This window comes from Ignavibacteria bacterium (assembly GCA_013177855.1).
Lineage (GTDB): Bacteria > Bacteroidota > Ignavibacteria > Ch128b > Ch128b > Ch128b.
In genome coordinates, this window is the sequence record JABLYA010000001.1 from 261,366 (window position 1) to 276,552 (window position 15,187).

The 15,187-nt window shown below is 32.8% G+C and carries 13 protein-coding genes; 1 reads left to right on the forward strand and 12 read right to left on the reverse strand.

Going from position 1 to position 15,187, the window contains the following annotated elements:
• Window positions 1-4: 4 nt before the first annotated feature.
• The 12 genes from HPY57_01180 to mnmA all read right to left on the reverse strand — a co-directional run bounded on the left by HPY57_01180 (window position 5) and on the right by mnmA (window position 13,387).
• Window positions 5-1,609 carry a S41 family peptidase gene (locus tag HPY57_01180; protein ID NPV10392.1) on the reverse strand — a complete coding sequence of 535 codons (1,605 nt, stop codon included), beginning with the start codon at window positions 1,607-1,609 and terminating at the stop codon, window positions 5-7.
• Between the two features lie 23 nt (window positions 1,610-1,632).
• Window positions 1,633-3,273, reverse strand: coding sequence for a hypothetical protein (locus HPY57_01185; GenBank protein ID NPV10393.1), 1,641 nt, complete (start codon window positions 3,271-3,273; stop codon window positions 1,633-1,635).
• The gene (locus tag HPY57_01190) at window positions 3,255-3,977 is read right to left on the reverse strand and encodes a glycosyltransferase (protein ID NPV10394.1); all 723 of its coding nucleotides are present in this window, start codon (window positions 3,975-3,977) and stop codon (window positions 3,255-3,257) included. The genes HPY57_01185 and HPY57_01190 overlap by 19 nt, the downstream gene beginning before the upstream one ends.
• Before the next feature lies 1 nt (window position 3,978).
• Complete coding sequence (locus HPY57_01195) at window positions 3,979-5,418, reverse strand: DUF2279 domain-containing protein (GenBank protein NPV10395.1); 1,440 nt, start codon at window positions 5,416-5,418, stop codon at window positions 3,979-3,981.
• Window position 5,419: 1 nt separating this feature from the next.
• On the reverse strand, window positions 5,420-6,937 hold the full coding sequence (lysS, locus tag HPY57_01200; protein NPV10396.1) for a lysine--tRNA ligase: 1,518 nt from the start codon (window positions 6,935-6,937) through the stop codon (window positions 5,420-5,422).
• The gene (gene dacB, locus HPY57_01205; protein NPV10397.1) at window positions 6,934-8,454 is read right to left on the reverse strand and encodes a D-alanyl-D-alanine carboxypeptidase/D-alanyl-D-alanine-endopeptidase; all 1,521 of its coding nucleotides are present in this window, start codon (window positions 8,452-8,454) and stop codon (window positions 6,934-6,936) included. Before dacB ends, lysS begins: the two co-directional genes overlap by 4 nt.
• Entirely contained in the window at window positions 8,441-9,142 is a 702-nt protein-coding gene (locus tag HPY57_01210; GenBank protein NPV10398.1) for an rRNA pseudouridine synthase, read from the reverse strand. Before HPY57_01210 ends, dacB begins: the two co-directional genes overlap by 14 nt.
• Window positions 9,129-9,812: an SMC-Scp complex subunit ScpB gene (scpB, locus tag HPY57_01215; GenBank protein ID NPV10399.1), complete on the reverse strand. Its 684-nt coding sequence runs from the start codon at window positions 9,810-9,812 to the stop codon at window positions 9,129-9,131. Before scpB ends, HPY57_01210 begins: the two co-directional genes overlap by 14 nt.
• Entirely contained in the window at window positions 9,809-10,531 is a 723-nt protein-coding gene (locus HPY57_01220) for a segregation/condensation protein A (GenBank protein NPV10400.1), read from the reverse strand. Before HPY57_01220 ends, scpB begins: the two co-directional genes overlap by 4 nt.
• The gene (gene trpS / locus HPY57_01225) at window positions 10,531-11,508 is read right to left on the reverse strand and encodes a tryptophan--tRNA ligase (GenBank protein ID NPV10401.1); all 978 of its coding nucleotides are present in this window, start codon (window positions 11,506-11,508) and stop codon (window positions 10,531-10,533) included. Before trpS ends, HPY57_01220 begins: the two co-directional genes overlap by 1 nt.
• A 9-nt stretch (window positions 11,509-11,517) precedes the next feature.
• Window positions 11,518-12,006, reverse strand: a complete 489-nt coding sequence (locus HPY57_01230) for an HNH endonuclease (protein NPV10402.1) — start codon at window positions 12,004-12,006, stop codon at window positions 11,518-11,520.
• Window positions 12,007-12,229: 223 nt separating this feature from the next.
• Window positions 12,230-13,387, reverse strand: coding sequence for a tRNA 2-thiouridine(34) synthase MnmA (gene mnmA, locus HPY57_01235; protein ID NPV10403.1), 1,158 nt, complete (start codon window positions 13,385-13,387; stop codon window positions 12,230-12,232).
• Between the two features lie 557 nt (window positions 13,388-13,944).
• Between mnmA and glgC the strand changes: the two genes are divergently transcribed.
• Window positions 13,945-15,183 carry a glucose-1-phosphate adenylyltransferase gene (gene glgC / locus HPY57_01240; GenBank protein NPV10404.1) on the forward strand — a complete coding sequence of 413 codons (1,239 nt, stop codon included), beginning with the start codon at window positions 13,945-13,947 and terminating at the stop codon, window positions 15,181-15,183.
• Window positions 15,184-15,187 lie beyond the last annotated feature (4 nt).

Genomic DNA, 15,187 nt, shown 5'->3' on the forward strand with positions numbered 1-15,187 from the left:
TAAATCACTTTGCTTTTGCAAATTTTTCTGCTTCTGGAAATAGCGTAATTGCTTTTTTGAATTGTGGATCCACTTCTAACAATACAGGATACCAGCCTTCATTTCTCCAATAATTTCTTGCAATCTGAGCTTTCAAACGAGCTTTGATGTAATCTTTATCTTTATCAAAATCTTCTTTATTAAATTCAACTCCCTGACTTTTTGCATAATTTATAAATCCATTTAGCAGATTATCATCAATCTGGTATTCGTTCTTAAATGATTTGAATGACTTAAACTTAGATTGAATTGCTTTGCCATTCTTATCAAGATAAGAGAGAATGTATTGATAGAATAAATTTTTTCTTAAAAGCGATGAAGTATATTTTGTCAAAGGAGGAGATTTAACAATATAATCTGGTGTAATTCCACCACCTCCGTATACTTTTCGACCTTTTGGTGTAATGTAAACTGGTTTAGATGTATCCTGTTCTAATGTATGTTCAATATTTTCACCTTCAGTTGTATCTGTATCAATCGATTCACGGTAATAATCGATCTTATCTTTCTTTGTATAATCTCTTTGAATCAATCTGCCTACTGGAGTATAGTATCTGGAAATAGTCAATCTTAAAGCTGAATTATCATTCAATGTGAATTGTCTTTGAACGAGTCCTTTTCCGAATGTTCTTTCACCTACAATTAAACCGCGATCCCAATCTTGAATTGCACCCGAGACAATTTCACTTGCAGAAGCTGAACCATTGTTGACGAGAATTATAACTGGTAATTTTTCATACTTAAACGGTCTAACTGCTCGATACTCTTCAACAAACTCAGGAATTCTTGATTTTGTATAAACAATCATTTTTCCTTGATCAAGGAATAAATCAGAGATTTTCACTGCTTCGCTCATATATCCGCCTGAATTATTTCTTAAATCCAGAATCAGGCGCCTCATTCCTTTTTTATCGAGACTGTCCATTGCTGCTTTTACTTCATCGAAAGTCGTCTGTGCAAATCTGGAGAGACTGATGTAACCAGTTTCATCATCAACCATAAAGTAAGCATCAACAGAATACAAAGGTATTTTATCCCTGACAATTGTGAAATCAAGGAATTCACGTATAGATGGACGATAAATTGTTACATCGACTTTTGTTCCTTTTGGTCCACGAAGTTTTTTGCGAACATCTTCGTTTGTAATTTTCTTATAAGGCTCACCATTAATCTTTACAATTCGATCTCCTGCAGTAATTCCAAGAGCTTCACTTGGTCCACCGGGAATTGCCGAAACAACAACAATAGTATCATTAATTATCTGAAATTCAATTCCAATTCCCTCAAAGTTTCCCCTAAATTCTTCTTCTACTTGTTCAAGTTGTTTTGGCGGAATGTAAACAGAGTGAGGATCTAATTCGCCGAGCATTCCATTAATTGCTGCCTCAACAAGTTTTTGAGAATCCACATCATCTACATAATATTTTCTTGTAAGGCTCAAAACATCACTAAATTTCCTTAATTGCTCTTGAAAATTATCTGTCGAAATTGCTTTTTGAATTTGTATTCCAGTAAGTATTCCAAAAATCAATATTGTCAAACCAAAGAAATAAACAAATCTATTTTTCATTTTTAACCCTTTTAATTGTTATTCTACAAAAAAGATATTAAACCGATTGATAAAATCAAAGATGATGATTGAGAACTCAATTTTGCGTAATTAAACATTGCTGAAAGTTTTATGTTTCTTACAATTTCATAATAAGTCAAAATTTTGAAACTGTTGACAGTTTCGATTTTACCATCTAGGAATGAAACATAGTCGGAGTCTTCAGTTCTTTTTCCTACTTGAATATCCCCACCGACATTTATCAAATCATTATTAACAAAATAATTTTTTCCCCATTTTGTAAAAGAATAAATCGCAATGAGGTCTAATTTGGGATCTGGAGTTATATTAATTCCATAATCAATCTTATAAGAATTTGGCGGTTGTTCTGTTGAAAGTGAATAACCATAATTTGTATAATTTCTTTCGGGAAGGTAGTGTGTAAAAGTATAAGGTTCGATACGAGAATATTCGAACAAAAAATGTAATGGAAAATCTGGAATTACTTTGTAAAAGTTTGCTCCGATATTAAAAGCTGTCTTATTCCCATACCATCTTGTTCCGATTTTTGAAAAATCAATATCATCGATTAAAAAAGTTGAATATAATCTTAAATTTTTGATGGGAATTGCTTCAACATCGAAAAACATTAAAGCATTGTCCTTATCACCGAGCTGATGTTCGATTGATTTATAAAAATTCAAAGGATTGAGATAATCAAGCTGCGGTGATGTTCTTAAATAAATCACAGATTCTCCAATACCAAACCTTAGATTTTTTACGGGTGAAAAAGAAATTCTATGTAATGCTAAATATTTTTTTTCGTAAGGAGCGGGTGAAGTTGGTTGTTGTTGTAATTGAGGATTTTCTGAAGCAAACTTCAACCATCCATGTAAATATTCAAATGAAAAACTTTTGTAATGTATATTGAAATTAATCGCCTCAAAGTCTGGCGGATAATCTGATAAGATTAATTTATTATAACCATAACCGATTAATTTTCTATCTCTTCCGATTTTGAAATCAATGTAAGGTGTCTCAATTGAGATATAACCATATGCTCGATCGAAGAATTTTGATTCAGGCTTTTCGTTCAATTTAAAGTTATAAGATAGGTCATGAATTTTTAATGCACTTGCTTTCTGTCCAATTATTATTCCATTTTTAGCATCTAATTCAAATCCAAGAAATTTTGAAATGCTTCCATAAAATCTTCCACCACCTTCAAGAAAGTTCGATGGCAAATCATTTTTGGAAAGATAAGTGCCTAAGTTTAAATGTGCTTTTACAAATAATGATAAGTTAGAAGGCTCATAGTAAGCATATATAAATTTTTCTCTACTGCTAAAAGGATTATAACTTTTATCACTTAGAAGAATATCATATTTATCCAAACTTCCTGATATATCCGAATAAAATTCCTCTAAATAATAATTCAAGAAATTTTTTTCTGTGGAATTGAGCTGAAATCGTTTATTAAAAATTTCTAAAAGATAATTTACAATAACCGATCTAAGCAGCGGTTTAGTTTCGTTCTGATAATTTTCGATAATTCCTGCAGCTTCCATTCTCTCTAAAAAACTATAAACAGAATGATCTGCTGGAATATATAATCCCTGACTTCTAAGTGATAAAGAAAATAAAAAGTAGACAATTATTAAAAACTTTATCTGACTTCTTTCCATTCTTCAACCTGAGTTTTAATAATTTTAAAAACTCTTAATGAATTTCTGAACCACATCAGAAGAATTCTTAAATATCCAAATTTCCGATATCTTCTTGGGGATTCAAAAATTTTAATTTTAAAGTTCACATCAATCTTTCCAAGCTTTCTTATTCGAGTGTATAAATCATAATCTTCACCAGCAGTTAGTTCCTCGTTATAACCGCCGATTAATTCAAAAATTTCTCTTTTAATGACCTGACATTCTCCCCTACCCATCCCATTACCAAAGAAGTTAAGCAGCTTTACTAACCAATTAAAAAATGTATGAAATAAAAAATCACTCCAAATTTTTTCTTCAGGAAAAACATCGAACCAGAATGTTGCTGCAAGATATTTTGATTTTTCGAAATTTAATATGTAATCAAAAAACATCTCTGGGTTTTCTATTCTGCAATCAGCACAAATAAAAACAAGCGGATCGCCTGACGAAATTTTGTAACCTGCATTCTTTCCTTCAGAAATCTTTTGTCGTCTTGTCGCTTTATGAACTACAATTTTATCCGTATAATTTTTTGCAATTTCAAGCGTCCGATCTTTGCTTCCACCATCCGAGATAATAATCTCATAATTATATTTTGCCTTCAGTTTCTGATCATTTAATTGATCGAGAAGTTTTGGTAAAAGTTTTTCTTCATTCAGAGTGGGTATAATTATGCTAATCAATTTAGTATGTAATTGTTAGATAGATTTTTTTCTTTGAAAATTTTATTCCTGGTGCAGGAAAATGAATCAGATTAAATGTATTTTTTAGAAACTGCCAGAATTGTCCATATAATGGAATTTGCTCGAAATCATAGTCAAGTGTTAAGTAATAATTTTGATCTGCAACAGCGTAGCCATTCCAGTTTCTCATCTGATAACCAATTGCAAGACACAAAAAATCGGGCCAATATTTTTCTAAATTTTCTGGAAGCATATTATTGATCTTAAAACTCAAATAAAAACTTTGTCCTTCGTAATCATCTATCACAAATTTATTTCTATAAAGTTCATCATTTGGATCTTTCTTCAATAATCTTTTAGATGGATAATAACTCAATTTAAGATTAACATTTTTTAGTGGTGGAATATAATATTGAAGCAGTGGATAAAAAGCACCACCAAAATCAAACATTGCATCACCTGGACTAAATCCCCAGTCTTTAGCATAACCATCATAAGTTTCAACATATAATTGGTAAGTCAAAGCTAATATTGAACCAAGCCACATCGATGTTTCATCAGAAAAATTCGACCAACTTAAGGATGAAGAAAACAAATGCTGAATAGCTGTTGCACCCCACCAGTGACCTAATTTATCAATCCATAGAGCGTACTCCCAGTCGTTTTGGAAATGAAATTTTGTTCTTGTCCCCTGCCACCAAGCTTTAGATTGATGGTGATGAACAACAGCAACCGATGCCGAAGTGAGAGCAGTTACAAGTAATAAACGATCGAAGTAAATTTTTGTTTTTAAATTGTAATTGACAGGTTGAATTGATTGAAGTTCTTTATACTTGAAAATGTAATACACATCGTTTGATTTAATTGTATCGTTTGGTTGATGCAGAACAAAGTCTTGCGCCATTCCAAATTCATTAACAGGCGTCACCCTGAGCCTGTCGAAGGATGACTTTTCACTTTCTGCCAAAACTAATTCGTCAGGATTCGGCAAACTCAGCCTGACATCACGAATTGAAAAAACATTGTCAGGCTTCGATAAACTCAGCCTGACATTTGAGTTTTTAATTGAAGTCTTTTTATGCTCATCAAGTGATGTCACCCTGAGCTTGTCGAAGGGCGTCACCCTGAGCCTGTCGAAGGGTGACTTTTCACTTTCCGTCAAAACTAATCCGTCAGGATTCGTCAAGCTCAGCCTGACATTTGAGTTTTTAATTGAAGTCATTTTATGATCATCAAGCGATGTCACCCTGAGCTTGCCGAAGGGCGTCACCCTGAGCTTGTCGAAGGGTGACTTTTCACTTTCTGCCAAAACTAATTGGTCAGGATTCGTCAAGCTCCGCCTGACATTTGGGGAGACTTTATTGATTTTTGAAAAAGAAAAAACGTTTGAATTAATAAATAAAACTCCAATCAGACTAACCCAAACAATGAATGTTTTCATTTTATTTTTCAGGTCTCATTGTTGGGAAAAGAATCACATCACGGATTGAATGTTGATTTGTCAAAAGCATAACAAGTCTATCGATACCAATTCCAAGTCCAGCTGTTGGAGGCATTCCATATTCAAGAGCACGAACGAAGTCTTCATCAAACATATGTGCTTCTTCGTCGCCTGCTTTTCTCATTTTCATTTGTTCTTCAAATCTTAATCTTTGATCAATTGGATCATTCAATTCACTAAAAGCATTGCATAGTTCTCTACCCATTACAAATCCCTCAAATCTTTCAACCACATCTGGTCGAGATCGGTGTCTCTTTGCAAGCGGTGAAAGTTCAAGTGGATAATCATAAATAAATGTAGGTTGAATTAAATCAGGCTGAACGAGTTCACTAAAAATTTCATCAATCAATTTTCCACGAGTGATATTTTTATCAACATCAAGTTCTCTTGATTTTGCAAAAGAGAAGAGAGAGTCATAATCATCGTTAAGTATATCTATACCCAGTTTTTCTTTTGTAAGTTCAGCCATCGAATATCTTTTCCAGGGAGGAGTAAAATCAATTTCATTACCTTCAATTAAAATTTTTTGAGTTCCGTGTAACTTTTGCACGATGTGAGAAATTAGTTTTTCAACAAATTCCATCATCCAGAAATAGTCTTTATAAGCAACATAAAGCTCGAGCATCGTAAATTCAGGATTATGCTCTCTATCCATTCCTTCATTCCTAAAATCCTTGGCGATTTCATAAACACCTTCAAAGCCTCCGACAATCAATCTCTTTAGATAAAGTTCGTCAGCAATTCTTAAGTACAAATCCATATCAAGAGCATTGTGATGAGTGATAAATGGTCTTGCTGCGGCACCTCCATAAATCGGTTGGAGAACAGGTGTTTCAACTTCAAAATAACCACAAGAATCAAGATACTCTCTTAAGTAACGAATTATTTTTGTTCGTTTGACAAAAACATCAAGCACTTCTCGGTTTACGATTAAATCAACATATCGCTGACGATAGCGTAATTCTTTATCTGCGAATTGATCGTAAATAATTTTATTTCCATTTTCATCAATAACTTCTTTTGCAATTGGTATGGGTCTGATTGATTTGCATAAAACAGTTAATTCTTTTACGTGGATAGTGGTCTCACCTGTTTTTGTTTTAAATACAAACCCTTTTACGCCAATTATATCTCCTATGTCAAGCAGTTTAAAAATATCGTAAGCATCACCGAGATCATCTTTTTTAAGATAGATTTGAATCTTACCTTCAAAATCCATTATGTGAGCAAATGATGCTTTGCCCATTCTTCTGAGAGACATTATCCTCCCTGCAACTGAAACATCCTTCCCTTCAAGCTCTGAATAATTTTCTAAAATTTCTTTTGAACGATGAGTTACATCGTAATTGTAAGGATAAGGATTGATTCCCCTTTTCTTAAGTTCCTCTAATTCTTCAAGTCTTCTTTTAATTAAAACATTTATATCTTCAAAATGTAAATTTTGATGTTCGTTGTTCATTTTAAATTCCCTCTTGAAAAGTTTGACAATAAAATACAAACTAAATCCTGAATGTTTTCTGCGAGTTTTAATGGTACAAGAAAGTTGTTCGCAATCATAACAAATGTGAGCATCTCGCCATCAGTTGTTGTAACATAGCCTGAAAGAGATCGAACTGCATTTATATATCCAGTTTTGGCTCGTACATTATTCATCGCTCTTGTGTTTTTCATTCGATTAGCAATTGTACCATCCACTCCTGCAATTGGCAGAGATTCATAAAACTCATTGAAATATTTTGAACGATACATAAATCTCAGCACTGAATTTAGTTGGGCAGGAGTAATTAAATTTAATCTCGATAATCCTGAACCATCAACAATCTGGATATTCTCAGGATCAATTCCCATTTGTTTTAAGAGATTTTCTGATGCCTTTAATCCATTTTCAAAAGATCCAAATTTCAATTTTTCATAACCAATAGTTTTCATTAATTGTTCAGCATAAAGATTATGACTTACTTTATTTACAACTTTTACAATTTCTTTCAATGGTGGAGAAATTTGAGTGAATAATGGTGTGAGTTTCTGATAATCTCTAACAATTCCTAGTTCATCATTATCAAGTGCCTGTCCTTTAACTTTAATGCCTTTACTTTCGATAACTTCTTTTAAGACTTGAGCTGTGAACTTTGTTGGATTATTGATTGAAACTGATTCTTTTATCTCTATCTCTGATTTTCTGATTGTTCCAAAAACTTGAATAATGTTTGTGTTTCTCTCTCTATAGAAATCAATGTTGGTAATTGAATCATCCGAAACTGTTACAACATCGTTCAAGATGGTTACATATTTAGTTTTAGGATAAATATCAATAATAGCTTTACGCCCGACTTTTTCTCCAGGAATTATTTTTATATCAATACAATTATCATTAAAACAAACTCCGCCTGGTATTGCTGAATAATAATAAGTTTCATCATCCCAGGACCAGCCGTTACCAAGCGCCTCTTCTTCAAATGCATCATCATCGGCAATGATATTTCCAGTTATAACTTCAATGCCCATATTCAAAAGACTATCTGCCCAGGCATTAAAAACAGTCAATGCATCTCCATTGTAAAATCTGGAAGTAATTGTTGGATCTCCAACTCCTCTCAGAATCAAATCACCTTTAATTTCTTCATTTCTAATTTTTCCATTGAGAAAGAGAGAAGTTTTATAAGTGTAATCAGGTCCCAGCTGCAAGAGCGCAAGAGCTGTGGTGAAAAGCTTCATATTTGAAGCAGGCATAAAATTTTTATGTTCATTCCGACGATAAAAATATTCCCCAGTTGAAAGAGATTGAATTACAACTCCCCAATGAGCATTTGAAAATGCAGGATCATTAAAAATATCATCTAAAACTTTTGAGAATTCTTTGAGGTCAGAATACTTAACTTTTGGTAATGTATCTTGTTCTGGTTTCTGCAAAACCTGTGAAAATGAGACATTAATTAAGATAACAATGCAAAAAAGAATTGATTTAATTTTCATCATATTTGGTATAAATCCTCTTTATTTCCGAAGGTGAGATTTTAATTAATTTACCTACAGGAACCTTATCCACACGAAAACCTGCATAACTTGATCGATGCAAAGCTTTCACTGAATATCCAAATTTCCCAAATATTCTTTTCACTACACGATTTCTTCCTTCTCTTAATATAAGTTTAAGTTTTCTTCTTGTTGAATCAATAAATTCAACAGAGTCGACATTGACAATACCATCTTCAAGATGAACTTTTTTCAATTTAGTCAGAGGCTCCTCAAAAGGTTTATCAAGAGTGGCGATGTATTCTCTGGGAATTTTATTCTTCGGATGCATTAAAAAATTTGCGAAGTCACCATCATTAGTTAAAATCAATACACCAGTTGTGTCTCTATCCAATCTTCCGACAGGGAAAACTCTTTCTTTAACTTTAATAATGTCAAAAATTGTTTTGCGACCTTTCTCGTCTTTCAAAGATGTTATGTATCCAGCTGGTTTATGAAAAAGATAATAAACAAAATTTTTCAACTTGACAGGTTCACCATCAAAAGTTACCTCATCGTTCTCTGGATCTATTTTCAATCCAAGTTGAGTTACAACTTTTCCATTAACTTCAATTCTGCCTTCAAGGATTAGCTCGTCAGCTTTTCTTCTTGAAGCAACTCCCGCTTCCGATAAAAATTTATTCAATCTCATCTTTTCCATTATTGCCTCCTTGATCACCATTATTATTCTCACCCTCACCAAAATCTAACTCTGGTTGATCTTCTTCAATTAAATTCATTAGAAGTCTTTTTTTCTGTTCAAGAAAAGCCTCATCACTTAGAATTTCTTCAATCTCTCTTGGCTTTGGTAAATCGCTTATATCGCTTATACCAAAATATTTCAGAAATTCATCAGTCGTTCCATACAAAAGCGGTCTTCCAACAGTTTCAGCTCTTCCTTTAATACATATTAAATTTTTTTCTAAAAGAGTTGAGAGAATATAATCAGCATTCACGCCACGGATTCTTTCAATTTCTGGTTTTGTGATTGGCTGCTTATAAGCGATTATAGCTAAAGTCTCGAGCGCTGCTTGAGAGAGTCGTTTCTGCCTTCTCTCTGTATTCATAAATCCAACGTATCGAGAAAACTCAGGTCTTGTTGCGAACTGATAACCTTTCGCAATTTTAATTATTCTAAATGCAACTCCGTTTTGTTCGTAGAATTGATTTAATTCTTCAATTGCATTTTCGACAAGTGAATAAAGCTCGAGTTCTTCTTCTTTATCAACCGATTTAATGATGTTTACAATTGTTTGTGTATCAATTGGTTCATCGGATGCAAAAATTAAAGCTTCGACAATATGTTTTAATTCTCTTTTCATAGTTTCTTGATTACAAAATTATTAAAATCTTCCCCACCGATAATCGTTATCACTCGATTTTTTATTAATTCGAGAATTACAATAAATGTAACTATGATCCTCAGCTTCTCAGTCATGCCTGAAACAAGTTCTTTAAAATCAACTTCACCTTTTTCCTCAAGTTTATTGATTACATATTCAAGTTGTTCTTCTGTACTGACTGGAGGTTTAACGATTGTATGTTCAGTTACTTTTGGTAATGATTCAATTACTCTTTTGAATGCTTTTGCAAGATCATAAAGAGTAATATTTTTAAGAAGGACATCAAAATCGTGTGGTGGCGTTGCTTCATCGTGTTTGAAATATTTTCGAAATGTAATTTTTCTTCTCTGTGCTTCAAGTTCAGATAATTGAGTTGTCATTTCTTTGTAACGCATATACTCTACAAGTCTATTAACCAATTCCTCTCTCGGATCAATCTCCTCACCTTTTTCATTTACTTCTCTTGGTAAGAGCATTCTTGCTTTGATATGCATTAGAGTACTTGCCATCATAATGAATTCACCTGCGACTTCAAGATCAAGTTCTTCAATAAAGTGCAAGTACTCCATAAATTCTTTTAAAATCTTAGAGATCGGAATGTCGTAAATATCAAGTTCATCTCTTTTAATAAAAAACAAAAGAAGGTCGAGCGGACCTTCGAAATCTTTTAATGAAACTTTGTAAGTTGTATTAGGCATCAACCAAACTTCATTTTTTCGTGAACTTCATTCATTGTGGCTTGAGCAACCTTACGTGCCTTAGATTCACATTCGATTAAAATTTCTTTAATTCTTTCAGGTTTAGTCTCCAATTCTTTTCTTTTGTTTCTGACTGGTTCGAAGAAATTGGCAATTCTTTCAGAGCATTTTAACTTACATTCAACGCATCCGAGCGATCCACTTCGGCAACCTGCTTCAATCTCAGTAACTTCATCAGGATTAAATTTTTTATGATAAGTAAAGACAAGACAAATCTCTGGTCTACCTGGATCATTCTTTCTTATTTTTTGCGGATCTGTAACTGCTTTTCGAAGTTTTTGTTTAATTGTTTCTGGTTCATCGGAAATCAAAATTGCATTATTCAACGATTTACTCATCTTGGCATTTCCATCGAGACCTGGTAATCTTGCAAATTGACTGAGTAACGGTTCGGGCTCAGGAAAAACTTCTCCCCAGGTTTGATTGAATTTTCTTGCAATTTCTCGTGTGATTTCAATATGAGGCACCTGGTCCTCACCAACAGGGACATAATTTCCTTTGTATAAAAGAATATCAGCAGCTTGAAGAACTGGGTAACCGAGATGTCCATAAGTTATGTTTTCAATTTTTAAATCACGAACCTGCTCTTTAACTGTAGGATTTCGTTCCAATCTGGCAGTTGTAATAAGCATTGAAAAAATTAAGTGGAGTTCTGTGTGCTCTTTGATTTGTGATTGTCTGAAGATTGGACTTTTTTCGGGATCAATTCCTGCGGCAATCCAGTCAATTGCCATTTCAATAGAGTCATTTTCAATATTAGATGTATCTAAAGAAGTTGTTAAAACATGATAATCTGCAATTAAATGGTAATTCTGGAAATCGTTTTGAAGTTTAATCCAGTTTTCGAGAGCACCTACAAAATGACCGATATGCAATCGTCCAGTAGGTCTCATTCCGCTCAAAATTATCTTTTTCATTTTGCCTCTTTATGTTAAATAAAGGAATGGTTTCCACCGTTCATCGACCTGCCCGACAAAGTTTTTCAAAAACATAATGTGACTTGGTCTGAACGGTTTTCTGATTAAATGCATATTTGCTTCTTCTAAAGTTCTATCACCTTTCTTATTGTTGCACTTGATACATGCTGTTACAAGATTTTCCCAGGTATCTTGCCCACCTTTAGATTTTGGGATAATATGATCGATTGTTAATGGAAGATCTGATCTTCCACAATATTGACATTTGTGATTATCTCTTCTTAAGATATTTTTCCTTGAGAGCATAACTTTTTTATAATGAACATTAACATAATTAGACAAACGAATTATACTTGGAAACGGCAAACTTATAGATGGGGACCTCAATACAAGTCCATCTTTCTTAGCAATTATCTCGGCTTTATTAGTTAATAATAAAACAACTGCTTTTTTTGTTGAACAAATGGTAAGTGCTTCATAATTCTGGTTAAGAACCAGAACCTTGGCGTTTAGTCTGCCGTTTGTATGTCTTACTTTCGCCGCGAACTTTAAACCTCACTTCTTTTTATTTAATAAATTATAAATTCTATTACCTAAACGCAAAATTAATACAATTGATGCAAAAAAAATTGCCAGGTAAGCGTAATCCATTGGAAATTGATGGGTCCACATCAAAAAAATAATTATTACCATCAAAAACATCGTAATGTAACTTATTGTATCAATTAGTTTTTGATTCCACTTCATTTGTTAAGTCCTTTAATATTATACCGCCAACTAATAAAAATCCTTCATCATTATATAAAACTGCACTTTGACCTGGTGTGACAGCTCTTTTTTCATCTATTAAGTCTACAATAATCAAATCATCATCAACCAAATGAATTTTTGCTTTTCCTGGTTTATCGGAGTAACGAACTTTTACAAAGACTTCATCACCAGGTTTGATTTCAGGAACCGATACATAATTTATTTTATTCATACTGAATCTTTTACAGATCAATTCTACCGCATCCCCCAATTCAATTACATTATCTCCAATAGAAATTGATTTCACATAAACTGGTTTACCTAATGCAACCTCAATACCTCTTCTCTGCCCAATTGTATAAAATGGAATTCCCTTATGCTCTCCGACTTTCTTTCCATGATAAACAAAATCACCTTTCTTTATTTCAATTTTTCTCTCTTCAAATTTTTCCTGTAAGAATCTTCCATAATCATCATCAACAACAAAACATATCTCTTGACTTTCTGGTTTATTTGCAGGTCTTATTTTAAATTCTCTTGCCAGCTCTCTGACTTCCTCTTTTGTCATATCTTCGAGCGGGAAAATCGTTCGAGCCAAAAATTCCTGCGGTAATCCCCACAAAGCATAAGCCTGATCTTTACGATTCATAAAATCTGATTTAAGTTTATATCGATTAGAATTTTTATCGTAAACAAGCTTTGCGTAATGTCCTGTGGCTATATAATAAGCACCAAGTTTTTCGGCTTCCTTAATTAAATCGCCCCATTTAACTTCTCTGTTGCAAACAATACAGGGATTTGGGGTTCTACCATGTAAATATTCATCAATAAAATTTTCAATCACGGCTTCTTTGAAATTTTCAGTAAAATCAACAGTAAAATGCGGGAAATTATATTGCACGGCTACACTTTTTGCATCGAATATTGCATCAAGTGAACAGCATCCGCTCTCATGTTTTGGGGCACCTCCGACTTCCATAAAGCCCCAGGTTTTCATTGTAATTCCAATAACATCAAATCCTGCTAATTTAAGCAATACTGCCGCAACGGATGAATCAACTCCACCCGACATTGCAACTACGACAGGTCTTGATTTGTCATATTTATTAAATTTTTCTAATATTTTCATATCTCAAGTTAAGAATAATGTTAGTGATATTCTAAAACCAATTATTTACCAAACAAAAAAGAATAAAAAAAGTTTCAAGTCATTCCTAAATTGTTCAAAAAAAAATAAAGTCTAAATTCGAATTGACACTGAAATTAATCTTCTGATTAATTTAATAATGAATACACAAAAGTCAATTTGATCAAATTCTCAAAATCTTAAAATAAAAATCTAATTAATTGAGCTTCGTATCATTACAAGCCTTCAAAACCTTAGCTTTTTTTGTTCACTTAAATGACTAAAGCAAAAATTAATCTTTCAATTTGCAAATGATTAAAACTAAGAAATTGAAATTAGAACTAAGATTAAAGAAAAATTTAATGTCTGTCCTAAAAATCAGTTCAATAAAACAAAAAGTTAATTCAATTATCCATTATCAATCAATTTATATGTAATAACCTTTATAAAACAAAAAGTTTTTTTTATTTTAGAGAGAGAAAGTTGATTGAGGCAATTGATCGAATGTTTTGTAACTGTGTTAAGTTTCAAAAAACATTTAAAACTTCAGGGAGGAAAAAATGGAATTTTCAGCATCTGTAATCTTAAGAAATACAATCACAATGATATTAGCAGGGGGACAAGGAGAAAGGCTTTATCCATTAACTGCTGTAAGAAGCAAACCCGCTGTTCCTTTCGGAGGTAAATACAGAATAATTGATTTTACTCTTTCAAATTGTTTAAACTCGGGGCTGCGAAAAATTTATGTATTAACTCAATATAAATCAGACTCTTTGAATCAACATTTGTATGAGGGATGGAATATTTTTCAAGCTGAGCTCGGGGAATTTATTTACTCTATTCCGCCTCAATTGAAGCTTTCTGGTGATTGGTATCTTGGAACTGCAAATGCAATTTATCAGAATAAAAATTTGATTTATCCTGATAAAGCAAAGCGGATCTTGATTTTAAGCGGTGATCATATTTATAAAATGGATTACTTCAAATTAATTCAATATCACATACAAAAAGATGCAGAACTAACTATTGCAACAATTAAGTATGATGTTGATCAAGCAAGAAGGTTTGGTGTATTGGCAACCGATGAAAATCAACAAATCGTGGATTTTCAAGAAAAACCAAGAGTTCCAATTGAAATTCCAAACGAACCTGGTTATTGTTATGTGAATATGGGAATATACGTTTTCAATACCGACGCATTGATCGATGTTCTGGAAACCGACGATAAAAATCCTAACTCAAGCCATGATTTCGGAAAAGATGTAATTCCTGCTATGATTAATCAAAAAAGAAAAATATATGCCTGGCATTTTATAGATGAAAATAAATCACCAAAACCATATTGGAGAGACATTGGGACAATTGATAGTTATTACGCTGCAAGTATGGATCTAATAAGTGTAACTCCTGAATTCAACATCTACGATAAAGAATGGCCCATACGTACTTTTCAAGCTCAATATCCTCCAATGAAAACTATTTCTCATGAAGGCGAAAGAGTTGGGCGAGCACTGAGCTCCTTAGTTTGTGATGGAACAATAATAAGCGGTGGACTTGTAGAAAGGTCAATTTTAGGTCATGGCGTACGTGTGAATAGTTATTCTTATATAACAGACTCAATAATATTTGATAATGTTGTGATCGGGCGCAGAGCAAAAATCCGAAGGGCAATAATCGACAAGAATGTTATTATCCCCGAAGATTATGAAATTGGTTTTGATCCCGAAAAAGATAAACAAAAATTTACAATATCTGAGACAGGTATCGTTGTTATTCCCAAAAATACTGTGCTTAAATAATTAC

Coding starts and splice junctions, on each gene's coding strand:
- HPY57_01180 (NPV10392.1), bottom strand. CDS start 1,609: ATGAAAAATAGATTTGTTTATTTCTTTGGTTTGACAATATTGATTTTT.
- HPY57_01185 (NPV10393.1), bottom strand. CDS start 3,273: ATGGAAAGAAGTCAGATAAAGTTTTTAATAATTGTCTACTTTTTATTT.
- HPY57_01195 (NPV10395.1), bottom strand. CDS start 5,418: ATGAAAACATTCATTGTTTGGGTTAGTCTGATTGGAGTTTTATTTATT.
- lysS (NPV10396.1), bottom strand. CDS start 6,937: ATGAACAACGAACATCAAAATTTACATTTTGAAGATATAAATGTTTTA.
- dacB (NPV10397.1), bottom strand. CDS start 8,454: ATGATGAAAATTAAATCAATTCTTTTTTGCATTGTTATCTTAATTAAT.
- HPY57_01210 (NPV10398.1), bottom strand. CDS start 9,142: ATGAGATTGAATAAATTTTTATCGGAAGCGGGAGTTGCTTCAAGAAGA.
- scpB (NPV10399.1), bottom strand. CDS start 9,812: ATGAAAAGAGAATTAAAACATATTGTCGAAGCTTTAATTTTTGCATCC.
- HPY57_01220 (NPV10400.1), bottom strand. CDS start 10,531: ATGCCTAATACAACTTACAAAGTTTCATTAAAAGATTTCGAAGGTCCG.
- trpS (NPV10401.1), bottom strand. CDS start 11,508: ATGAAAAAGATAATTTTGAGCGGAATGAGACCTACTGGACGATTGCAT.
- mnmA (NPV10403.1), bottom strand. CDS start 13,387: ATGAAAATATTAGAAAAATTTAATAAATATGACAAATCAAGACCTGTC.
- glgC (NPV10404.1), top strand. CDS start 13,945: ATGGAATTTTCAGCATCTGTAATCTTAAGAAATACAATCACAATGATA.